This is a genomic window from Nocardia sp. NPDC003482, assembly GCF_053588115.1.
Genome location: NZ_JBSFPI010000009.1, coordinates 225,928 through 248,269 on the forward strand (window position 1 = coordinate 225,928; position 22,342 = coordinate 248,269).

Sequence of the window (22,342 nt, forward strand, 5' to 3'; positions counted from 1 at the left end):
GCTCACGCCGACAACCCCGCCGCCCGGTGCGCCGCCGCGTCGGAACCCGTTGCGCCGCTCCCGGATCCGTTCGGCAGCGGCGGCAGCGGACTCCAGGCGGCCCGGAAGCGCTCGGCCCGGTCGAGCACATCGCCGCGGATGTCGCGGACCGCGGTCCCGGCCAAGCGCCGCAGATCGGTGTCACGGTGGGTGACCGCCCCCACCAGCAGCCGCACCGAATTGGCCGCGCCCAACACCTCCCCGGGCGCGATCGTGCGGGCGTAGACGTCGGACATGCGCCGCGCCAACTCCTCCGACCGCGATCCGGCGCGATAGAGCTCGACCTCGAGCGGCGTCGGACTCTCGCCCCGAGCCAGCTGATTGGTCCACTGGTACGTCTCGAGACATTCGCGTTCACGGCGGCGCTCCCAGCGGACCAGGGCGCGATCCAGCGCGGCCGCGTCCGACAGCACCGGCGCGGCGGCCTCGCCCAGCAGGCGGCCGAACCGCAAGGCGTCCCGGATCCCTTGCGCCGTAACGGGGTCCTTGAAATGCCCCGCGTCCCCCGGCAGCGCCCAGCCCGGTCCGGTGGCGCGGCGGAAATAGGATTCGATATCGGTGGCGGAGCGGATGCGGCCGACCAGTTCGCACCCGTCGAGCCGTTCGGCGAGCGGTGCGATCGCGGCGACCGTGCGCAGATACTCCTCGGTGAGATTGCCGCGGAACTCCCTCGCGCGCTCGACCGGCGGCTGCAACAACACCAGCACCAGACCGTCGTCGCAGGGGAAGGCGGTCCCCAGTTCCGGCCCGACCCGCCACATCGCCGCGATATGGCGGCGACTCGGATCGCGATCGCGCCAGTACCCGAAGAAGCACGCCCGACCGCTCGGACTGCGCCGATAGGGCCGATCCGCGCCGACGTGCCGGGCGACGAGGCTGCGCCGCCCGTCCGCGCCGACGACCAGCGGGGCGCGCACCTCCCGCACCCGATCGTGCCGATCGCGGTAGCAGACCCCGTTCACCCGGCCGTCGGCGTCGCGGCACAGCTCGAGCACGGTGGCCTGTTCGCGGATCTCGGCCCCCGCCTCGCGCGCGGAGGCGACCAGCGCCGCGTCCAAACCCGTTCGGCGCACGCACATTCCGTAGTCGATGCCGTCGGCGGGGGAGTAGGTGCCGCGCACCTCGTGCCCGCCCAGCGCCGCCAGGGTGGCGGTGAGCCGCGGCGCGCCCAGCGCCGCCGCGCGATCGAGCGCGCCGAGCGCCCGCAACTCGGCGACCGCGCCGGGAAACAGCAGATGGGTGGACAGGGTCTCGGAGGGGAAGCGGGCGCGGTCCAGCGCCACCACCCGGCGCCCCGCGCGGGCGAGGGCGGTAGCGGTGGCCGATCCGGCGCAGCGCGCCCCGACGACGACGGCGTCGACGTGCTCGGGTCCGGTCGGTGCGGTGTCGGCTGTCATGGCGTCCCGATCGCGTTGTCGACGGCGGCGGAAACCGTTGCGGCGAAATCGATTCCGGCCAGGGCGGTGGTGGGGTCCTCGAAGATGTTGGGCAGGCCGTGCCGAAAGCGGTCGGCGTCCATCCGGATCAACGGCGCGAGCGCGGGCGGGGTGAGGTCGTCCCAGATCCGCACCGGCGCACCGCCGACCCCCGCGGCCTCGACGATCATCGCCGCGACCACCCGTCCCGCGATATTGCCCGCCTCCATGCAGGCGACATTGCCCGGATTCTGGATCCAGTCGCCGCACACGAACAGGTTGCTCAGCGCGGTCGACCCGTCGGGGCGTTTGTCCCAGGTGCCGACGGTCTGCACGGTCAGCGGTTCGTCATTGCTCAGGCCGCCGGTCTCCGGATCCACGTCGATGGCTGGGTCGAGGTACCACGAGTGCAGATTCGCGTCGCGGAAGGCGGGTTCCTCCGCGCCGAACCGGGCCTTGAACGTGGCCCAAACCTCTTGGAACACCTCATCTCTCGCGCACCGGTTCGCCGGTTTGCCGACCAGCGTCGTGCCCACCCCGTTGTCCCACGTGGAGATGTCGACGGAGACGCATTCGCCGACCGTGCCGTCGCCGAAGCGCCGCGGGAAGTCCTCCCGCCACAGCAACGACTGGGTGACCGCGCTCAGCGTCCACGGATGATCGAGGGTTCCCAGCACCCCGCGCACGTGCGAGGTCGGCTCGCGCAGGTAGATCTGGAGGCCGTTCATCCAGTCCACGGTCAGCTCGTTCACGCCCTCCAACGCCGGATCCGCCCGCAGCACAGCGGGTTCGGTGAGGATCGGCCGCGCCTTGTCCACCGGCAGCGCCGACACGAACCAGTCCGCCTCGACCCGCGCGCGCCGCCCGGCACCGTCCACCACCGTGGCCCCGGTGATGCGATCGCCCGCCACGTCGAAACGCTCGAGCGCCTGCCCGGGATGGAAGCTCACCCCGAGGCCCTCGAGGTGACGCGTCCACGGATCCAGCCACACCTCGCTGGTGGGTCCGTCGAGGAAGCGCAGCAGGTACGCGTCGTGCGGCCCGTAGCGGTAGCCGAGGATGTTCCAGGTGAACGCCTCGATGATGTTGCCCGCCGAATCCACCGCGCAGATCCGGGGTTTCACCGCCACGAGGTCCTCGGTGGTGCCCTTGACGATCGCGTTCTGGAAGTAGGTCGACTTGCCGTCCGCGCCCAGATAGTTCCACCAGGTGATGTGGTCGAACGGGCCGTGCCGCCGCTCCGGGCTCGAGGTCATGTACGCCAAGGACTTGGCGGTGAAGTCCAGCATCTCCACCGGCAGCCGCAGCGTGGGCGTGCCCACCAGAATCGCCAGCGCCCCGGCCACATTCGCGACCAGGTACGCCGGATCGGCGAGCCGTGCCAGATCCGCCGGTTGCCGATAGGGCAGATACCCCCCGACGCTCTGGCCGGGCCCGAGCGTGACCCCGCCGCCGAAACCCGGGAACTCGTCGAGCCCGCGCAGCGAATCCAGCGTCGTATCACCGCGTTCGGGCCGGGGAATCCGCGACATCGAATCCGGTACGTGCTGATAGAACCCCGGGAAGAACCGGAACCCGTGTTCGGCGGGCAGCTCCGAGCGGCCGCCCGTCGCCGTGCCCGGCACCCCGAAACTGCGTGCCTTACCGCCCAATTGAGCCTTGCGCTCGAACACGTGCACCGCGAACCCGCGTTCGGCCAGTTCGTGCGCGGCGGCCAGCCCGGCCATCCCCGCGCCGAACACCGCCACCGACCGCCGCTCGGGCACCAACCGCGCGGCCGCGCGCGACCGCGGCAGGGCCACCGCGACCCCGGCGGCCAGCGCGCCGCCCAGCATCGCCCGCCGCGACACCGGGCCTGTCATCGTTGTCCCCCTTCGGGATTCACGACCGTGTCCTGCCGCTCGCGCCCGGCCTGCTCGACCCGCGACACCAGCGACCGCACATGCTCGAAGATGCCGAACGACCCCGGCACCGTGCGGTAGGGCGCCTCCGCCGACGCCGCCAGCACGCCCCCGTCGGCGACCAGCGATTCGGTCAGATGGAAGGTCGCGGTGAATTCGGCGTCCGCGCCGTAGAGCTCACCGCGGGAGGAGATCGCGCCCGGCAGCCCGGGCGGCGGCGCGCAGGCCGCGGTGATCGTGGCGGGCAGCGCGAAGGTGGCCCCGCTCAGCGGCGTCGGACCCGAATACCAGTCCGACAGTTGGAGAGTCGTCGGCACGCACGCGCGGGTGCCCGAGGGCCGCACGTCGACCAGCGTGCCCTTCCACTGCCCGCCGCGCCGGACCAGACCGCCCAGCAGCGTTGCGCCACCGTCGGGTTCGAACGACACGCCCCACTCCCAGCCGTCGGCGCGCTGATCGACCATCGTGAAATGTCCCCAGTTGTGGTCGTGGTAGCCGCGCCACCCGTCCACGTTCTCGCGCTCGCCGCCGGGACTCCGCACCCAGCCGTGCACGGTGCTCGACGCGACCGGCGCGCTCCAGCCCATCCACTCGCCGTCGTCGATGGTCATCCGCCCCGTCGCCCCCGGCAGCGGCGCGCCGTCGAGCCACACATCCGCCTGCACGGGCGCTTGCAGCACAAGGTGATACGCGCCGCGCACCGGATCGAAGTCCAGACCGCCCGCGATCGTGCGCACGCCGGGCAGGCCGTCGTTCGCGGGCGGCAGCACCGGCAGCCCGCCGCCCGGCAGGATGCCCCCGGCCGGAGCCGACAGCAGGTCGTTTCCATTGCCGTACATGAAGACCGCGCTCACCGCCGGGACGGGCGCGGAGGTGATCACCGCGATGAAGGTGCGCTCGGACGCCGGATCGCGCAGCATCGTGTACCACCACTCCACCCACGAATCCGGATGCATGACATCGTCCGCGGGGACGGCCACATGGCCGGACTGCTGGGTTTCGGGAGTCAGATCACTGGTGAGGACCGGCGTCCCCGCCGGAAACGGGTCCGCCCCCGCGGGTGCGGTTCCCATCGCGGTGAACGCCGCCGCCAGGACGGCCGAAATCCCTACGGACAGCAACGTCTTCGTTGTGTTGAACATGACGACCTACCGATCGGAAATTCCTCGTCCGCCCGGACTTCCGCCCGGTTGAACGGACAAGACTGTGCTGTCGAACAGTGTGATGACACACTGTCCGAAAGTCAACGCAGTGTCGACACACTGTCCGACTGTGGCACGCGGCCGATACGCTGGTGCGGTGCCCACCACCACCCGCTCACGTTCCCGAGTCAGAGATCGCCGCGAGGACGTCGCCCAGCGTGTGCTACGGGTGACCGAGGAGCTGATGTCGGACGGAACGCCGTACACCGAACTGCCCATGCAGCGCATCGCCGAACGCGCCGAGATCGCCCGGTCGACGCTGTATCTCTACTTCCCGGACAAGAGTCAGCTCCTCATCGCGCTGGCCGAACAGGCCACCATCGGCGCGTTCGGCGCCGCGCTGACGTGGTGGCAGTCCGACCACACCGACGGCCCGGCCGGGGTGGAACAGGCCATGCGCCAGATGCTCTCCGAATGCCGCACCCACATCTACCTGATGCTCGCGCTGAGCGAACTGTCCGCCTACGACCCCGATGTCGCGGCGTACTGGCTCGGCCGGGTGGGCACGTTCATCGACGCGGTGCGCGATCGGCTGGCCCGCGAACAGCGCACGGGCGCAATCCAATCCGACCTCGATCCCGAGACGACCGCGCACACCCTCACCTGGATGGTGGAACGGACCATGACCGTGCACTGCCGCACCCGGCCGGAGTCGGCCGACGAGCAATTGGCGCGCAGCCTGGCCCGGGCCATCTGGCTGACCGTCTACGGCGACACGGGCCGGGTTCCGGGCCCGGCCACGTAATGGGGGTGGACACCGGCGGCCGCCGGGCGCGCTGGGAACCGCACAACAACGAGCGGCGCACGCGCATCGTCGAGGCCGCGATCGAGCTGATCGAACAGGGTCCGCCCGGCGCGCCGATCTCCTCGCAGCGGATCGCCGAGCGCGCCGGACTCGCGAAATCGGTGCTGTACCGCCAGTTCTCGGGCCGCGAGGAACTCGACCGCCGGGTGCGCGCGGTCATCGCCGAGCGGTTCGTCGACGAGCTGGACGCCGCGCTCGACATCGGCGCCGGGTCGATCGCGCGCATCCTGGCCCGCGCGGTCGGCGTGGTCGTCGACTGGATCGGCGATCACCCGCGCTGGCACGAATTCCTGCGCGGCGGACCGGCCGCCGACGATCCGATCGAGCGCGACGCGCTGACCGGACTGCTGGCCGCCATCGCCGCGCGGGCCGAACAGCTGGTGACCGGGCTGGCCGGGGCGGTCGGGGTCGCCGACCCGCCGGTGATCGACACCATGACCTTCGCGATCGTGTCGATGACCGAGGCCACCGTCACCCGGTGGTCGCGCGATCCGGATCCGGCGCTGGGCCGCAAGGATCTCATCGCGGAGATCTCCGGCTACGCCTGGAGCATTCTCGACGGGGTGGCCCGGTCGCACGGCCTGGCCCTCGATCCGGACCGGCCGTTGCTGGAACTGCTCGACGACCTCGCCGCGAATCAGGCCGCGCGCCGGGCGGGTTCGCTGCGGTAGCGCGAGGTCGGGCCGTCGATGCCCAGCGCGCGCCACAGCAGCCGCGCCGCCGGGGTCCGCAGGCCCAGATCGTCGGCGAGCTTGCGCACGTCGTCGAAGTAGCCCGCGAGCACGCGCTTGGAATGCGGTGCGCGCCAGAAGGCTTCGCGGATCACCTCGCGCGGGATGTCGAACTGCCGGGCGAACGAGCGCGGGGGAGCCATGATCTCCCCGGCCAGCCAGCGCATGGCCAGCGGAAAGGCGATGGCGCACACCGCCTTCCGGCCCGGGCCGAGCCGCCGGATGTGTACGGTCAGGTACTCGTGCGCGAACGAGATGTGCCGGGCCTCCTCGGCGATGTGGATCTCCATGGTGCGATGCACCGCGTCGGGGATGCGCCCGCCCGCGCGGATGAGCGCCTTCTGGTAGTGATCGATGGGCTCCTCGCCGCCGAGGATGCCGATGAACAGGATGACGTGCGCGTAACCGCCCGCCACACCGATGAACGGCGACAGCGCCCGGAAGATCGGGCGCATGCCCGGCACATCCACGCCGATGCGGTTCACCAGCTCCTGGAACATCTGGATGTGGTTGCACTCCTCGGTCATCTCGTGCAGGCAGTACCGGAACTCCGCCGACCCGTTGGGCAGCTTCATGATGTACTGCATCATCCCGCGGATCAGCACGCTCTCGAACGCCGCGCCGACCTTGATCGCGTTGGCGATGCGCCACTTGCCGATCTCGATGCGGCGTTCCAGGGGCAGTTCGCGATACCAGCGCGTCGCGCCCAGCGGGTCGATCTCCGGGTCCAGCACCCAGCGTGGATCGTCCGGGTCGATCGCGTATTCCGGTGCGTCCCAATCGATGTCGAGATAGGGATCGAAGTTGCGTCGCACCGAACCCTCGGACAGGGCTTGCAGCGTCTCCCGATAGTCGGGCCCGAAGGGGTCGGTGCGTCGGGTCTCGGACAGCGTCATCGGTGCCTCCTCCAGCGTCTACCCCGAGTTTATATGGGACTCGCGGTCCCACACAACTGCCCGTCCCGAATTCTCGCCCCGGTCGAGGCGAGGGTTACGGGCACGTCCCGGTGGCCGCGTCGTGGGCGCCGTCGATCGCGGCCTGCCGCTGTTCGCCGGTGAGCACGGCCCAGTCGGGTTTGTTCGGGTAGTCGGCGATGGTGTCCGCCACGGCCTTGTCGACACCGGGCTGACCCGACTGCGCGCGGATGCCGTCCAGTTTCCCGAGCAGGTCCTCGCACGACACGTGCCGGATCTGCTTGGGCGAGCTGGCCGAGGGCGCGCGCACCGGGGTGGTGGCGACCGAGGCGGAGGTGGTGGTGACGAACGCCGGATGGTCGTCGGCATTGGTGGCCGAATTTTGGCCCCCCACATAGTCACACGAGGCGGCGAACAGTGCCGCGCCCACGACGAGCGCGGCGAACACGGTGCGGTGCATACTGTTCGGATAGCCCGCCGCGGGCGTTCCAACCCCGGGAGTCGGCACACCCTGTGCCGGGGAACGGCGAGGTGCACGCACGGGAGTTAGCACACCCTGTGCCGGGGAACGACGGGGTTCACGCACCGGCAACGGATCCGGTGCCCGCTGGGCGTGTTCGGTTCATGCTCGGTTATCTGACGTCGCTAACGTTCCAGGTAGGCGGAGGAGGCCTGGCATGGAGTTCCGACATCTCGTATCGTTCATCGCCATAGCCGAAGAGTTGCACTTCGGCCGCGCAGCGCAGCGCCTTCATCTGACTCAGCCAAGTCTGAGCGCCCAGCTGCAGAAGCTGGAGAAATCACTGGGAGTGCAACTGGTCGCGCGCAATTCGCACGAGGTGCGGTTGACCGCGGCCGGACGGGAGTTCGAGAGTCAGGCACGTCAGATCGTGGCGCAGATGGAACGGGCGGCCGAGTCCGCCCGGGCCACGGCCGAGGGACGTGCGGGCACCTTGAACATCGGCTACAACCTGCCCGCGTCGCGGCACGTACTGCCCGAGACGCTGGCCCGGATGACCGAGCGGCACCCCGACATCGTGGTGTCGCTGTGGGAGAAGCGCACCGGCCCGCAGCTGGCCGGATTGTCCGACGGCACACTGGATCTCGCGCTGGTGTACGGCCATCCCAGCACCGCGGAGTTCCGCTACCGGCGGCTGCTGCACCGGGTGCCGCTGGTCGCCGTCGTCGGGCGCAGGCACCGCTGGGCGGATCGGCCGGGGGTGCGGTTCGCGGAACTGGCCGGACAGCAGTGCGTGCTGTTCGCCCGCGAGCAGTGCCCGGCGATGTACGACTCGATCCTCTCGGCGGCGGCCGACAACCGGATCTCGCTGACGGTCGCGCATCTGGCCGACGATCCGGGGGCGACCGCGCACATGGTCTCGGTGCGGCCGCTGGTCGGGTTCGCCTCGCTGCCGCGGGCGATTTCGCTCGGCATGGGTGTGCCCGGCAGCAGTTCGGTGGCGGTGAAACTTTTCGATCCGGTTCCCACTCTGGATTTGTACGCGGTGTGGCGGGCGGAGGAATCCAATCCGGCGGTCGAGCTGTTTCTGGACTGTATGGAATCGGCGGAGGCGACGGACCTCGATTCTCCCCGCGCGATTTCGGTCTGACCACCCCGATAGGCCATGACATTCGCGCGGTAGGAACCGCGATATCCGCGGCGACGAGTCGAGTTGGTGCCCCGCAGAATTCGGTTCGTGAACACAGTGTCTGTCACGCAGAAGTCTGTCACGGAGAACGGAGCGGCCCTCGCCGACGCGGCGGGCCTGTACTCGATTCTGGCCACGGCCGCGCGCGAGCATCCGGCGCGGCCGTCGCTGTGCGCCGACGGCGTCGCGCTCACCGCCGCCGAGGTCGACGCCCGCGTGCGCGCGCTGGCGTGGGCACTGACCGAACGTGGAGTGCGGCACGGGGACCGGGTCGCGGTGCTCGGCCGGACCTCGCTGGCGTGGGCGCTGCTCGACTGCGCCGCGCTCGCCCTGGGCGCGGTGGTGGTGCCGGTGTACCCGACCTCCTCGCACACCCAGATCGAGCACATCCTCTCCGACAGCGGCAGCGCGTATTTCGCCGCGGAGACCGACGCGGACGCGCGGCGGCTGGCGGACGCGGGCGGCCCGGGGGCGTGGCTGTTCGACGAGGTCGCCGTGTGGGCCAAGGGTGAGGCGCCCGCGGATCTCGACCCGCTCGTCGCCGCGGTCGCCGCCGACGACCTGGCCATGATCGTCTACACCAGCGGCACTACGGGACTGTCCAAGGGCTGCATGATCACCCACCGCAACATGTACGCCTCCGCGGCCAACACGGTCCGCCAGACCGGCACGGTGTTCGACGGGACCACCGTGCTCGCGCTGCCGCTGTCCCACGTGTTCGGCCAGACCATGCTGTTCGCGTGCCTGTGCGGCGGCACGGAAACCCATCTGCTGCCGGGCATTCCGGATCTGGTGCCCGCCCTGTCGCGGGTGCGCCCGACCTTCCTGCCGATGATCCCCTACGGCCTGGAGAAGATCCGCAAGCACTGCCGTTCCCTGCTGACCGAGGCCGACGAACGCGCGGGCGTCGAGCGCGGGCTGGCGCGGCTGGCCACGCCCGAATCCGCCGAGTTCACCGAGCCGGTGGCGGGCGCGCTGGGCGGGCGGCTGCGCCACGTCATCTGCGGCGGTGCCTCCCTTGATGATTCGACCGCCGGGTTCTACGCGGGCTTCGGCACGATCATCCTCAACTGCTACGGGCTGACCGAGGCCGCGACCGCGGTGACCGTCAGCGCCCCGGCGACCAATCGGCTCGGCACCGTGGGCAGGCCGATTCCCGGTACCGCGGTCGGGATCGGTCCCGACGGCGAGGTGCTGGTCCGCGGACCGCATGTGACGCCGGGCTATTGGGGCGCGGCGAGCGCGCAGCGCCCGGTCGACGACGAGGGCTGGCTGCACACCGGCGATCTGGGCGAACTCGACGACGGCTACCTGCGGATCACCGGTCGCAAGAAGGAGATCCTGGTGACCTCCGGCGGCAAGAACGTCGCGCCCACCCCGCTCGAGGATCGGGTGCGGCTGCATCCGCTGGTGAGCAACTGCATGGTCGTCGGCGACGCGCGGCCGTTCGTCACCGCGCTGGTCACCCTGGACCCCGAGCGCGCCGAGCGCTGGCGCGCGGAGCATCCCGGCGCGGATCCGGCGACCGCGATCCAGGACGCGGTGGACGAGGCCAATTCGCTGGTGTCCCGGGCCGAATCGATTCGCGAGTTTCGCATCGTGGAGGGCGATTTCACCGTCGCCAACGGCCTGCTGACCTCCTCGCTGAAACTGCGCCGGGCCGCGATCGCCGAGACCTACGCCGCCGACATCGATCAGCTTTATGTTGCGCGCAAGTGAATTCGTAGAAAAGCGGCGCGCAATTTCTCCATCGCGATAGCCGTCACCGATCGTCCGATGAATTGCGTTGGCCGGACGTGGTTTACGCGAGGAATCGAAGACAGACTCGAAATCGGAATTCGACTACCGAAAGTGATGCCTCATGTACGACGTCATCGTGGTCGGAACCCGCGTCGCGGGTTCTCCTGTCGCCATGCTGCTGGCCCGCAAGGGCTACCGGGTGCTCGCCGTGGATCGCGCGACCTTCCCCAGCGACACCCCCTCCACGCACTACATCCACCAGGCCGGGCTGAGCCTGTTGAAGACATGGGGTCTGCTCGACGAGGTCGTGGCGACCGGCTGCCCGCCGGTGCGGCATCTGAACTTCACCTACACCGACATCGACATCCGCGGCATGGCCGACCCCTCGGCCGACGGCATCGACACCGTCTACTGCCCGCGCCGCACGGTGCTGGACAAGATCCTCGTCGACGCCGCCCGGGACGCGGGTGTGGAGGTCATCGAGGGATTCACCGTCACCGCACTGGATTTCGACGGTGACCGGGTGACCGGGCTGCGCGGCCGGGTCGGCGAGGGCCCCGAGCAGAAGTTCGAGGCCACCATCGTGATCGGCGCGGACGGCTCCGGGTCGACGGTGGCCAAGCAGGTCGGCGCGGAGGTCTACGAGGGTTCGGCCGCGGCCTGCTTCGTCTACTACTCCTACTACGAGGGCGTCGACTGGGGCATGCACCACCGCACCGGCTTCGGCGAGCAGCAGTTCGCGTCCTGGCCCACCAACGACGGGCTGGCGCTGGTGGCGGTCATGCGCAAGCGCGACCGGTTCCGCGCGTTCCGCACCGACCCCGACGCGGGCGTGCAGGAGATCATCGAGCAGGTCGATCCGGAGATCGGCGCGCGCTTCCGCGACACCGCGAAGCGGGTCGAGCCGTTCCGGCCGATGCTCTACCCCGACAACTACCGCCGCCGCTCCTACGGTCCGGGCTGGGCGCTGGTCGGCGACGCGGGCTACCACAAGGATCCGTTCACCGGGTGGGGCATCACCGACGCGTTCAAGTACGCGCAGCTGCTGGCCGATCTGGTCGACGAGGGCCTGTCGGGCGCGCGGCCGATGGCCGAGGCGCTGGCCGAGTACCAGCGCGAGCGGGATGCCCAGAGCGCCAGCACCTTCGAGCTGACCCAGAGCATCTCCGAGTTGACGCTGACCCCGTACTACGACTCGGTGTTCCGCGCGACCAGCTACGACGCCGACTACTCGAAGAAGTTCTTCGGCCTCATCTCGGGCCTGTACTCGCCGGACAAGTACTTCGGCGAGGCCGAGCTGGCCGAACTGTACGAGAAGGTGAACTTCCCGGCCGACCGCCGCTTCGTCACCAAGGACGCGGGGGTGCCCGCATGAGCGGCGTGGCGCTGGTGGCGCTGGGGGACAGCTTCACCGAGGGGCGCGGGGACGTGCAGCCCGGCGGCGCGCTGCGCGGCTGGGTGCCCCGGCTGGGCAGCCAGCTCGGCCTGCGGCCCACCATGATTCGCAATCTGGGCGAGCACGGCGCGACCACCACGATCGTGCTGGAGCGGCAGCTGGGGGTCGCGGTCGCCGCCCGCGCGGCGGCCTACGGCGTGATCGTGGGCGTCAACGATCTGGTCAGCGACTACGACCGGAATCGGTTCGAGGACAACCTCGCCCACCTGTTCGACACGTTGCGCTGCTCCGGCGCGACGGTGTTCACCGCCACCTATCCGGACATCCCGGCGCGGCTGCCGGTGCCCGAGCGGTTCCGCGACCTGTTGCGGGAACGCTTCGCGCACGCCAATGCCGCACTCGCCCGGACCGTTTCGGAGACGGGGACGCTGCTGCTGGACATCGCGGCGCAGCCGCAGTGGGCGCGCGCGGAGATGTGGACCGAGGACGGCCTGCATCCCAGCTCGCTCGGCCACCGCGTGTTCGCCGCCGCCGCGGCCGAATTGATCGCCTCGACCACCGCCACCACCGTCGCCGCCTGATCGGGCAGCCCGGTTCGAGAGGAAACCTCGTGACTGACGACAGACGCCTGGCGCGCGATCCGATCGCCATCGTCGGGATGTCGGGACTACTTCCCAAGGCCCACAACCACCTCGAGTTCTGGCAGAACGTCGTCGACGGCGTGGACTGCACCGAGGAGGTGCCGGGGTCGCGCTGGAGTCTCGACGACTATTACGACCCCGACCCGCAGGCGCCGGACAAGACGTACTCGCGCCGGGGCGCGTTCCTGCCCGACGTCGAATTCGATCCGCTCGAATTCGGGCTGCCGCCCAATCAGCTCGAGGTCACCAGCACCATGCAGACCCTGAGCCTGGGCGTGGCGCGGGATCTGCTGGCCGACGCCGGCGCGCTCGACTCGTCCTGGTACGACGCGAGCCGCACCGGCGTGGTGCTGGGCACCACCGGCCCGGTGCCGCTCATGCATCCGCTGGCGGCCCGGCTGTCCACGCCGGTGCTCAAGGAGGCCGCGCGCTCGGTCGGCCTGTCCGACACCGACGCCGACGCCATCGCCGACCGGTTCGTGGCCGCGTTCGCGCCGTGGGAGGAGAACTCCTTCCCGGGCCTGCTCGCCAATGTGGTCGCGGGCCGGGTCGCCAACCGGCTCGGCCTCGGCGGGATGAACTGCACGGTCGACGCGGCCTGCGCGGCCTCGCTCGCGGCGATCCGCACGGCCATCGCCGAATTGCAGGACGGGCGCGCCGACATGATGATCACCGGCGGCGTCGACACCGAGAACACCATCTTCATCTACATGTGCTTCAGCAAGGTGGGCGCGCTGTCGCCGACCGATCGGATCAGCCCGTTCTCCGACGGCGCGAACGGCACCCTGCTGGGTGAGGGCATCACCATGCTCGCGCTGCGTCGCCTGGAAGACGCCCGCCGCGACGGGAATCGGATCTACGCGGTGATCCGCGGCCTGGGTTCCTCCAGCGACGGCCGTTCCAAGAGCATCTACGCCCCGCGCGCCGAGGGACAGCGGGTGGCGCTCGAGCGCGCCTACGCCGACGCCGACTGCTCGCCCGCCGACGTGGCGCTGATCGAGGCGCACGCCACCGGCACCGCCGTCGGCGACAAGACCGAGCTGACCGCGCTGAAAGGCGTTCTCGCCGAGGCGGACTCGGAGACCCGCTTCGCCGCCCTGGGCAGCGTCAAATCCCAGATCGGGCACACCAAGGGCGCGGCCGGGACGGCGAGCGTCATGAAACTGGCGCTGGCGTTGCACCAGAAGGTGCTGCCCGGCACCATCAATGTCGAGGCGCCCAATCCCGAATTCGATTGGGACAGCGCGCCGTTCTACGTCAACACCCGCACCCGGCCGTGGATCCGCGATCCGCGTCGGCCGGTGCGGCGCGCCGCGGCCTCGGCAATGGGCTTCGGCGGCACCAACTTCCACATCGTGCTCGAGGAGGCCGACTCCGGGCGCGAGGGGCTGCGGGTGCTGCACCGCGCGCCGCGGGCGCACGTGTGGCACGCGCCGGACGTGGCGGGGCTGGTGGACGTCGTGCGCAGCACCGCGCCCGGCGACGGCGGCGACATTCCCGAGGACCACGCCCGGATCGGATTCGTCTCCATCGACGACGAGCACGCCGCGCACCTGCGCTCGCTGGCCGTGGACGAACTCGTCCGCAATTCCGAGGCCGCCGCCTGGGACCATCCCGAGGGCGTCTACTTCCGGGCCGCGGCGCTGCCGAACCGCCGGGCGGCCGCGCTGTTCGCCGGGCAGGGCAGCCAATACGTGGACATGGGTTCGTCCGCCGCGCTGAACAATCCGCCCGTGGCGACCGCCTTCGACGAGGCCAACGCGGCGTTCGCGGGGGCCGATCGGCGCGTGGCGAGCGTGGTGTTCCCGCCGCCCGCCTTCACCGAGGACGAGCGGAGCGAGCAGGAGAACCTGTTGCGCCGCACCGAGTTCGCCCAGCCCGCCATCGGCGCGCTGTCCGTGGGCCAGTTCCGGGTGCTGCGCGAATTCGGTTTCCGCGCAACGGGTTACCTCGGCCACAGCTTCGGTGAGCTGACCGCGCTGTGGGCGGCCGACGCGCTGACCGACGCCGACTACTTCACCCTGGCGCGCGCCCGCGGCGCGGCCATGGCGGTCGAGGACGGTGTGGACGCGGGCACCATGCTCGCGGTCGGCGCGGACCGCGAGACGGTCACCGCGCTGCTCGCCGGGGTCGAGGACGTGTGGATCTGCAACCACAACGCCCCCGATCAGGTCGTGGTCGGCGGCGGCGCGGCGGGTGTCGCGGCGGTGCGCGACCGGGCCGCCGAAAAGGGCGTTCCCACCAAGGAATTGCCGGTCTCCGGCGCGTTCCACACCCCGTACGTGGCGCACGCGGTGGACCGGTTCGCCGCGGCCGTGGGCGAGGTCGCCATCGGCGCGCCGCGCATCCCCGTGTACGCCAACTCGCTCGGCGCGAGCTACGGCGACGACGCCGCCGACAATCGCGCCACGCTGGTCGCCCAGCTCGGCAAGCCCGTCGAATTCGCGGCCGCGCTGGACGCCCTGCGCGCCGACGGCTGCACGGTCTTCGTCGAATTCGGCCCCAAGCAGGTGCTGACCTCGCTGGTGCGCCGCACCCTCGGCGACGACGTGATCGCCATCGCCACCGACTCCGGCCCGATCGGGGACGGGGATCTGGCGCTGAAGCGGGCCGCGGTGCGGCTCGCGGTGCTGGGCTTCGACGTGCGCGGCATCAACCGCTACACGGCCGAACCGCCGCGCGCCGAACCGAAGTCCAGCCGCATGACGGTCACCCTGTCCGCACCCGAGTACGTGCCCGAGACCCGCCGCGCCGCCTACGCCGCCGCGCTGGCCGACGGCCACCGGATCGCCGCCACCGTTGTCGCCGAAACGCCCTCTGCCCCCGCACTTCCCGCCGAACCGACGGAGAACCCCGTGTCCGTGCCGCAGTACCGCGTCGCCTCGGCCGACGCCCTCGACAGCGCGCTCGTGCAGCATCTGCACACCCACCGCCACTACCTCGACGGCCAGCTCGATCTGGCCCGCAGCCTGGCCGACGCCCTGCACAACGGCGGGCTCGACGACCGCGCGGTGCGCGCCATCGAGGCCGTCACCGGGCACGGCGTCGCGATCAGCGACAGCCACACCCGCGCCAGCGAGGTGCTCGCCCAGCTCGCCGAGTTGGAGAGCGGCGTCGTCTCGACCCCGATGCACCGGGCCGAGCCGATCGCCGTCGAGCGGCCCGTCCGGCGGGCGCTGAGCCCGGCCGCGCCGGTCGAAATGTCTGCGCCGCAACCTGTTTCGGCGTTCGCCTCGGCTCCCGCGCCCGCGTCTGCTCCGGCTCCCGCGCCGGTACCGCGATCCGCCCCGGCTCCCGCGCCCGTCCCGCAAACCACCCCCGCGCCCGCCACCAATGGCAGCGCGCCGTCCTCGAACGGCAGCGGGCCCGTCACCCGCGACACCCTGCGCCAGGCGTTGCAGGAGGTGGTGGCCGACAAGACCGGCTACCCGGTCGAAATGGTCGATCCTTCAATGGATTTGGAGGCCGATCTCGGCGTGGACTCGATCAAGCGGGTGCAGGTGATCGGCGCGTTGCAGGAACGCTTCCCACACCTGCCCAGCCTGGGCCCCGAGCAACTGGGCACCCTGCGCACCCTGGACCAGGTCGCCGACACGCTCGCCGGAGCCGAAACCGATTCGGCCCCCGAGGTTTCCGTCGCGGACGGCGAGGCCACCGTGCCCGTCCTGCGCCGCGCGCTCCAGGAGATCGTCGCCGACAAGACCGGGTATCCGGTCGAGATGGTCGATCCTTCCATGGATCTGGAGGCCGACCTCGGTGTCGACTCCATCAAGCGGGTGCAGGTGATCGGCGCGCTCCAGGAACGGTTTCCGCACCTACCGAGCCTGGGCCCGGAGCAGTTGGGCACGCTGCGCACGCTGGATCAGGTGGCCGAGCAACTGGCCGCGACCGACGGGGGTGATGTCCACCCAAAAGGTGAGGCCGCGGCGGGAGCGCCGCGGCACACCGTCGACCTGATCGCCGTGGCGCCCGTGGACGTGGCGGTCAACCCGTATCGCGACGACGCGGTCGCGGTCGTGATCGGACTCGGCGACGATGCCGGAACCGATTGCGACGCCATCGAAGACGGGTTGACCGCGCGCGGCTGGACGGTGCTGCGCGACGCCGACCGGCCCGCGGACGCCATCGTGGTCGTGGTCGGCGGTGTGCGGGACTGGGACCGCGCCCAGCAGGTGCTGACCGAGGCCGTGCTCACCGCGGGCCGGTCGGTGCCCCTGCTGCGCGACGCCGAGGGCCGCGCGGCCTTCCTCACGGTCACCCGCCTGGACGGGCATCTGGGCCTGCGCGGCGACGCCGATCCGGTCGCGGCGCTCGTCGGCGGCGTCGGGGGAGTGGTGAAAACCCTTGCCGCCGAACAGCCCGAGCTGTTCTGCCGCGCCCTCGACATCGACCCGGCCCTCACCGGATACGGGCTGGCCGCGGTGGTGGCGACCGAACTGGTCGACGCCGCCCGCGACACCCTGGAGATCGGCGTGGACGCCGACCGGCAGCGCCGCACCCCGGTCCCGAGTCGCCATGCCGACGCCTCGGCGGTCACCTGGGTCGATCCGACCGCCGAGCCGGATCCGACGCTGCTGACCGAGCGGGACGTCCTGCTGGTCACCGGCGGCGCGCGCGGGGTCACCGCCACCTGTGTGCGGGACCTGGCCCGGCGCGGTGCCTGCCGGTTCGTCCTGCTGGGCCGCACCGAACTGACCCCGGAGCCGGAATGGGCTGCCGGACAGGTGGATTCGGATCTCAAGGCCGCCGCCGTGCGCGCCTTGGCGGGGTCGGGCGCGAAACCGCGCGATATCGACCGCGCCTGCGAACGCGCGCGGGCCGGGCGGGAGATCCGGGAGATCCTCGCCGAACTCGGGGAGCGCGCCCACTACGTCTCCGCCGACGTCACCGACGCCGAGGCGGTACGCACCGCGCTGGCGCCGTGGCGCGACACCCTCACCGGCATCGTGCACGGCGCGGGGGTGCTGGCCGACTCCATGCTCACCGACAAGACTGCCGATTCGGTGGCGTGGGTGCTGCGTCCGAAGCTGGCCGGGCTCGCGGCGGCGCTCGAGGTGGTCCCCGATCCCCGGCATCTGGTGCTGTTCACCTCGGTGGCGGGACTTTTCGGCAATGCCGGGCAGGCCGACTACGCCGCCGCCAACGAGGCGCTGTGCCGCTTCGCCGCGAGCTGGCGGCACCGGCATCCGGAATGCCATGTGACGGCGGTGGATTGGGGCGCCTGGGACGGCGGCATGGTGACGCCGGAACTTCGCGGGTACTTCCGGTCGCGGGGCATCGCCCTGCTCGCGCCGGAGACCGGTGCGGTCGCCTTCACCGAGCAGTTCACCCCCGAGCGGGCCGCCGACACCGTGGTGTTGGTGGGTGAGGCGGTCGCGCTGTCGAGCGCGGAGACCACCCCCGCCCCGGTGCGCGCCCGCCGCGCGATCACCGGACTGGTCGACGATCCGATCATCGCCGCGCACCGCGTCGGCGAGCACATCGTCCTGCCGGCGACCTTCGGGCTGGGCGCGATGATCAACCTCGTCGAACGGAATCTGCCCGGCGCGACGGTGATCGAGGCGCGCGACTTCGAGGTGCTCATGGGCGTGGTGTTCGATCACCCGATCGAGGAGTTCGAGTTCGCCCTCGAACCGGTCGACGCCACCACCGTCTCGGTGGCCCTGAAAGCCTCGGGCGCCATCCGATTCCGCGCCACCCTGCGCCGCGGCGCCCCGGCCGCGGACCAGCCGCGAATCACCGTGCCCGCGGGCCCCGGCGAATCGGCCGCCGACCTCTACCGCGACGCCGTCCAGTTCCACGCGCCCGCCCTCCAGGGCATGCGAATGGTCCGGTCGGCCACGGACGAGGCGCTGGTAATCGAATGCGCGCTGCCGCCCGCCCGGGTCGGCGAGGGCGCGTACGCGGGTCGGCTACACGACCCGGTGCTCGCCGACCTGATCCTGCAATGCCCGCCCGTGCTCGGCCACCGCCTGCTCGGCGCGGCCTGCCTGCCCCTCGGCGTCGGCCGGATCGACTACCACCGGCCGCTCCCGCCCGAACCGTTCCTGGTCACCGTCGACAACCCACGCACGACCCGCTTCGACGCCCGCATCGACGCGACCGCGACCGACCTGAACGGCGATGTCCTGCAACGTTTCTCGGACGTCACCGTGGTGACGACCCCGGACCTGACGGAGAAGTTCCGAACCTCGGTGAGGCGGTGGACCGCATGACGGTACTCGAATTCGACGGGGTCGCCTTCGACCCCCTGGGCGGCCCACCCCCGGCCCCGCCCACCCCGACGCCCGACCCGGTGCGGCCCCCCGTGGCGCCCGCCCCAACCGGCCACAATCCCGTGGCCCGCATCCGCGCAAGCGTCCTGGCAGCCCACCGCGCCGCCCTGGACGCCCACGTCGCGGTCCAGCGCGCGCTCTGGCTGAGCGCCACCGCCCCGGAGAACGCCGATGAGTCGGCCCCGGCCGCTGGAAATCCCTCCCCGGTCGGGTCCGGCCGGTCGGGAGCCACGTCGTCGGCCGCAAATGATTCGGCGACAGGGCTTCTCGCACGGGGCTCGCTCTCCCCGGCGAGTGCGGGCGGGCTGGGTCGCTCGGACGCCACTTCGCTGGCCGCAGCCGCACCCGCGGCGGCCGTTCCCGCGCGGGGCTCCCTCTCCCCGAGAGGCGCGGCTACCCCGGCTGCGGGGGCTGCCCTCGGAGGCTCGCTCTCTCCGGTGAGGGCGAACGGGTTCGGCCAGTCGGCCGTGCCGGTGATGGCCGCGGCGGAGGCGGCGTTCAAGCCTCCGGTGCGGAGCTCGCGGGACCGGCTCGATCAGGCGGCCCTGCGGCTGCTTGCCGAGGGTGCCGTGGCCGAGGTGTTCGGCCCCGCGTACTCGCGGGCCGGTGCGGATGCCGTTGCGCGCCTGGCTGATTCGGCGGCGCTGGTGCTCACGGACGTGGACGCGATCGAGTTGCGGGGCGGGAACGGGAAGGGGCGCGTGGTCGCCTCCTATGCCGGGGACGTCCGCGCGGCCGTGGTGCAGGCGGCGGAGGTGTTCGCCCTCTTCGCGGGGCTGCATCTGTTGCTGCCCGGGTCCACGCTGACCTCGGTGGTCGAAGGATCAGGTGAAAATGGCTCGGGCACAGTCGATCTCGTCGTCGACGACATCGACCTGATCCCGCGGCCGCATCTGACCGCGACGGCGGGGGCGATCCGGGTGACCGTGACCGCGACCGAACCCGCGGGCGCGGCAGTCGGTCCCGGGCACGCGGCGGGCGGCCTGCTGCTCAGCGAATTCCACATGAACCACCTCGCCCGCGGCGATCAGGCCATCGCCATGGGCCCGGAGTTCGCGCCCTACACAGGCGTGCGCGCCACGCGGCTCCCCAAGGGCGGCCTCTTGCTGGTGGACCGGGTGCTCACCTTCCACGGGGAACGCGGTCGGCTCGACGGGGCCTCGTACACAACGGAATACGACTCCCCGGCCGACTCCTGGTACTACGCCGACACCGCCAACGAATCCATGCCGCACTTCGTGTACATGGAGACCTCCCTCCAGGCGGCGCTGCTCATGGGCTACTACGCCGGCCCGACCCTCACCCAGCCCGGCACCACCCTGAGCCTGCGCAACCTCGGCGGCACCGCGACCGTGCTCCGGCGAATCGACCTGCGGGACAAGACGATCCACCAGTCCTCGCGGCTGCTGTCGACCACCATCCTGCCCGGCTCGTCATTGCAGACCTTCGACTACACCCTCAGCGTGGACGGCGAACCGTTCTACACCGGCGAGACCATGTTCGGCTACTTCAGCGACGAGGCGCTCGCCAACCAGACGGGTCTGGACGCCGGTCGGCACGTCCCGTCCTGGCTGTCGGAGAATCCCGGCACCCCGGTCCGCACCATCGACGTGGCCGCCCGCCGCGCCGATCCCGCCGCCCCGCTGGCCGCCCGGCACACCCTCGCGCTGATCGACCGGGTGAGCGTGGTCGACGGCGGCGGGAAATACGGTGCAGGATACCTGCATTCGCTGCGCGAGATCGATGCCACCGACTGGTACTTCGACCGGCACTTCCACCTCGATCCGGTCATCCCGGGTTCGCTGGGCGTGGAATCGGTGCTGCACGCCGTGCAGGAGTGGCTGCTCGATCAGGGCTTCGCGGCGGGGATGGCCGATCCGGTGTTCCGGATCCCCACCGGTATCGCCTTCTCCTGGCGTTATCGCGGTCAGTTCCTGCCCAGCGACGGCACCGTCGAACTCGAGGCCCACATCAAGGAGGTCCGCCGCGAGGACGGCCGCGTCGTCGCGATCGTGGACGGCTCGCTGTGGAAGCCGGGCCTGCGCATCTACGAACTGATCGACCTCGCCGTGGAACTCGCCGACCGGAAGGTGCTGCCGTGACCGCCGATATCGCCGAGGTGCTGCTGGACGTGCGGCGGCCCTGCTGGATCGTCCGGCGGGACGGCCGGGTGCTGGCCACCTCCGATCGCGCCGAGGCCGCCCGCGCGGAGGTCCTCACCGCCGTCGCGCCGCTCCCGCCGGAACAGTTGGGCGACAGCCGTTTCCGCATCGAGCACGGGGTGCGCGCGGCCTACGCTGCGGGCGCCATGGCCAACGGGATCGCCTCGCCCGCAATGGTTTCCGCCATGGCGAGCGCCGGATACCTCGCCTTCTACGGCGCGGCCGGGGTGACCCCGCGGGTGATCGACGCGGCCTTGGCCGAACTGAGCGGCACCCTGGGCGATAAACCCTTCGCCTGCAACCTGATTCACAGCCCGTCCGAACCCGCCCTGGAGCGCGCCATCATCGACGCCTGCCTGCGGCACGGCGTGCGCTGCGTGGAGGCGTCGGCGTTCATGAACCTCACCGCCGAGGTCGTGCGCTACCGCGCGCTGGGCCTGGTCGCGGACCGGCAGGGCCGCGTCGACCGCCGTCACCGAGTGATCGCCAAGGTGTCGCGCACAGAGGTGGCCGAGCGCTTCCTCCGACCCGCCCCCGAGAAGCTGTTGCGCGAGTTGGTGACCGACGGCCGCCTCACCGCCGAACAGGCCGCCCTCGCGGCCCGAGTACCGATGGCCGACGACATCACCGCCGAGGCCGACTCCGGCGGCCACACCGACCGGCGACCGCTGGTGGTGCTGCTGCCGCAGATCGTCGCCGCCCGCGACCGCATCGCGCGCGAGCTGCCCGCCGCGGCCGAGGTCCGGATCGGCGCGGCGGGCGGCATCGGCACCCCCGACGCCGCCGCCGCGGCCTTCGCCCTCGGCGCGGCCTACGTGGTGACCGGTTCGGTGAACCAGTCCACCCGCGAGGCCGCCCAATGCGACCACACCAAAAAGCTCTTGGCCACAGCCGATTTCGCCGACTGCACCATGGCCCCCTCCTCGGACATGTTCGAACTCGGCGTCCAGGTGCAGGTCCTCCGCCGAGGCACCATGTTCGCCACCCGAGCCCAACGCCTCTACGACCTCTACCGCGCCTACGACGGCCTCGACGCCATCCCCCCCGACCAACGCGCCGACCTCGAACGAACAATCTTCGCCCGCCCCCTCGACCAGGTCTGGGACGACTGCGTAGCGTTCTTCACCGAACGCGACCCCGCCCAGGTAACCGGCGCCGAACAAAGCCCGAAACACAAAATGGCCCTGGTCTTCCGCTGGTACCTCGGCCTGTCCTCGGGCTGGAGCATCCGCGGCGAATCCACCCGCACCGCTGATTACCAAATCTGGTGCGGTCCGGCAATGGGCGGCTTCAACGACTGGGTAGCGGGCACCTACCTCGCCGTTCCGGAGAACCGCACGGTCGCCGATATCGCCGACCAGATCATGTACGGCGCGGCATATCTCACGCGTGTGGCCCAACTCCGCACGGCCGGGTTGCGCCTGCCCGCCGACGCCGCCCGGTACGTGCCCCGCCCATTGGAGCAACGCTGA

14 protein-coding genes are annotated in these 22,342 nt (G+C 71.2%); 9 read left to right on the plus strand and 5 right to left on the minus strand.

Annotated elements, in window-relative coordinates:
- Nucleotides 1-2 precede the first annotated feature (2 nt).
- From ACWDSJ_RS16630 to ACWDSJ_RS16640, 3 genes are read right to left on the minus strand one after another with little or no spacing between them, the layout of a single operon-like run.
- Complete coding sequence (locus ACWDSJ_RS16630) at nt 3-1,436, minus strand: NAD(P)/FAD-dependent oxidoreductase (RefSeq protein ID WP_450032846.1); 1,434 nt, start codon at nt 1,434-1,436, stop codon at nt 3-5.
- Nucleotides 1,433-3,316, minus strand: a complete 1,884-nt coding sequence (locus tag ACWDSJ_RS16635) for a hydroxysqualene dehydroxylase (protein ID WP_450032848.1) — start codon at nt 3,314-3,316, stop codon at nt 1,433-1,435. The genes ACWDSJ_RS16630 and ACWDSJ_RS16635 overlap by 4 nt, the downstream gene beginning before the upstream one ends.
- Entirely contained in the window at nt 3,313-4,497 is a 1,185-nt protein-coding gene (locus ACWDSJ_RS16640) for a hypothetical protein (protein WP_450032850.1), read from the minus strand. Before ACWDSJ_RS16640 ends, ACWDSJ_RS16635 begins: the two co-directional genes overlap by 4 nt.
- A 157-nt stretch (nt 4,498-4,654) precedes the next feature.
- On the opposite strand from ACWDSJ_RS16640, the gene ACWDSJ_RS16645 reads away from it, so the two are divergent.
- Together ACWDSJ_RS16645 and ACWDSJ_RS16650 are read left to right on the plus strand one after the other, a co-directional pair.
- Complete coding sequence (locus tag ACWDSJ_RS16645) at nt 4,655-5,302, plus strand: TetR/AcrR family transcriptional regulator (RefSeq protein ID WP_450032852.1); 648 nt, start codon at nt 4,655-4,657, stop codon at nt 5,300-5,302.
- A gap of 5 nt (nt 5,303-5,307) precedes the next feature.
- On the plus strand, nt 5,308-6,033 hold the full coding sequence (locus ACWDSJ_RS16650; RefSeq protein ID WP_450032854.1) for a TetR/AcrR family transcriptional regulator: 726 nt from the start codon (nt 5,308-5,310) through the stop codon (nt 6,031-6,033).
- Here the strand turns inward: ACWDSJ_RS16650 and ACWDSJ_RS16655 are convergent.
- Together ACWDSJ_RS16655 and ACWDSJ_RS16660 are read right to left on the minus strand one after the other, a co-directional pair.
- Nucleotides 6,000-6,989, minus strand: coding sequence for an AurF N-oxygenase family protein (locus tag ACWDSJ_RS16655; RefSeq protein ID WP_387366112.1), 990 nt, complete (start codon nt 6,987-6,989; stop codon nt 6,000-6,002). The genes ACWDSJ_RS16650 and ACWDSJ_RS16655 overlap by 34 nt on opposite strands.
- Before the next feature lie 94 nt (nt 6,990-7,083).
- Nucleotides 7,084-7,467 carry a hypothetical protein gene (locus tag ACWDSJ_RS16660; RefSeq protein ID WP_450032856.1) on the minus strand — a complete coding sequence of 128 codons (384 nt, stop codon included), beginning with the start codon at nt 7,465-7,467 and terminating at the stop codon, nt 7,084-7,086.
- Nucleotides 7,468-7,684: 217 nt separating this feature from the next.
- Here ACWDSJ_RS16660 and ACWDSJ_RS16665 point away from each other — a divergent pair, with 217 nt between their 5' ends.
- The 7 genes from ACWDSJ_RS16665 to ACWDSJ_RS16695 all read left to right on the plus strand — a co-directional run bounded on the left by ACWDSJ_RS16665 (nt 7,685) and on the right by ACWDSJ_RS16695 (nt 22,342).
- Nucleotides 7,685-8,617 carry a LysR family transcriptional regulator gene (locus tag ACWDSJ_RS16665; protein ID WP_387366124.1) on the plus strand — a complete coding sequence of 311 codons (933 nt, stop codon included), beginning with the start codon at nt 7,685-7,687 and terminating at the stop codon, nt 8,615-8,617.
- An 87-nt stretch (nt 8,618-8,704) separates the two neighbouring features.
- Nucleotides 8,705-10,375 carry an AMP-dependent synthetase/ligase gene (locus ACWDSJ_RS16670; protein WP_450032859.1) on the plus strand — a complete coding sequence of 557 codons (1,671 nt, stop codon included), beginning with the start codon at nt 8,705-8,707 and terminating at the stop codon, nt 10,373-10,375.
- Nucleotides 10,376-10,517: 142 nt separating this feature from the next.
- Nucleotides 10,518-11,771 carry an NAD(P)/FAD-dependent oxidoreductase gene (locus ACWDSJ_RS16675; RefSeq protein WP_450032861.1) on the plus strand — a complete coding sequence of 418 codons (1,254 nt, stop codon included), beginning with the start codon at nt 10,518-10,520 and terminating at the stop codon, nt 11,769-11,771.
- The gene (locus ACWDSJ_RS16680) at nt 11,768-12,373 is read left to right on the plus strand and encodes an SGNH/GDSL hydrolase family protein (RefSeq protein WP_450032863.1); all 606 of its coding nucleotides are present in this window, start codon (nt 11,768-11,770) and stop codon (nt 12,371-12,373) included. The genes ACWDSJ_RS16675 and ACWDSJ_RS16680 overlap by 4 nt, the downstream gene beginning before the upstream one ends.
- A 29-nt stretch (nt 12,374-12,402) precedes the next feature.
- Entirely contained in the window at nt 12,403-18,648 is a 6,246-nt protein-coding gene (locus ACWDSJ_RS16685; RefSeq protein ID WP_450032865.1) for an SDR family NAD(P)-dependent oxidoreductase, read from the plus strand.
- 497 nt (nt 18,649-19,145) lie between these two features.
- The gene (locus tag ACWDSJ_RS16690; protein ID WP_450032867.1) at nt 19,146-20,810 is read left to right on the plus strand and encodes a beta-hydroxydecanoyl-ACP dehydratase; all 1,665 of its coding nucleotides are present in this window, start codon (nt 19,146-19,148) and stop codon (nt 20,808-20,810) included.
- A complete protein-coding gene (locus ACWDSJ_RS16695; RefSeq protein ID WP_450032869.1) occupies nt 20,807-22,342 on the plus strand; it encodes a PfaD family polyunsaturated fatty acid/polyketide biosynthesis protein in 1,536 nt (511 codons plus the stop codon). The genes ACWDSJ_RS16690 and ACWDSJ_RS16695 overlap by 4 nt, the downstream gene beginning before the upstream one ends.

Coding starts and splice junctions, on each gene's coding strand:
- ACWDSJ_RS16665 (WP_387366124.1), top strand. CDS start 7,685: ATGGAGTTCCGACATCTCGTATCGTTCATCGCCATAGCCGAAGAGTTG.
- ACWDSJ_RS16675 (WP_450032861.1), top strand. CDS start 10,518: ATGTACGACGTCATCGTGGTCGGAACCCGCGTCGCGGGTTCTCCTGTC.
- ACWDSJ_RS16635 (WP_450032848.1), bottom strand. CDS start 3,316: ATGACAGGCCCGGTGTCGCGGCGGGCGATGCTGGGCGGCGCGCTGGCC.
- ACWDSJ_RS16655 (WP_387366112.1), bottom strand. CDS start 6,989: ATGACGCTGTCCGAGACCCGACGCACCGACCCCTTCGGGCCCGACTAT.
- ACWDSJ_RS16660 (WP_450032856.1), bottom strand. CDS start 7,467: ATGCACCGCACCGTGTTCGCCGCGCTCGTCGTGGGCGCGGCACTGTTC.
- ACWDSJ_RS16640 (WP_450032850.1), bottom strand. CDS start 4,497: ATGTTCAACACAACGAAGACGTTGCTGTCCGTAGGGATTTCGGCCGTC.
- ACWDSJ_RS16680 (WP_450032863.1), top strand. CDS start 11,768: ATGAGCGGCGTGGCGCTGGTGGCGCTGGGGGACAGCTTCACCGAGGGG.
- ACWDSJ_RS16630 (WP_450032846.1), bottom strand. CDS start 1,436: ATGACAGCCGACACCGCACCGACCGGACCCGAGCACGTCGACGCCGTC.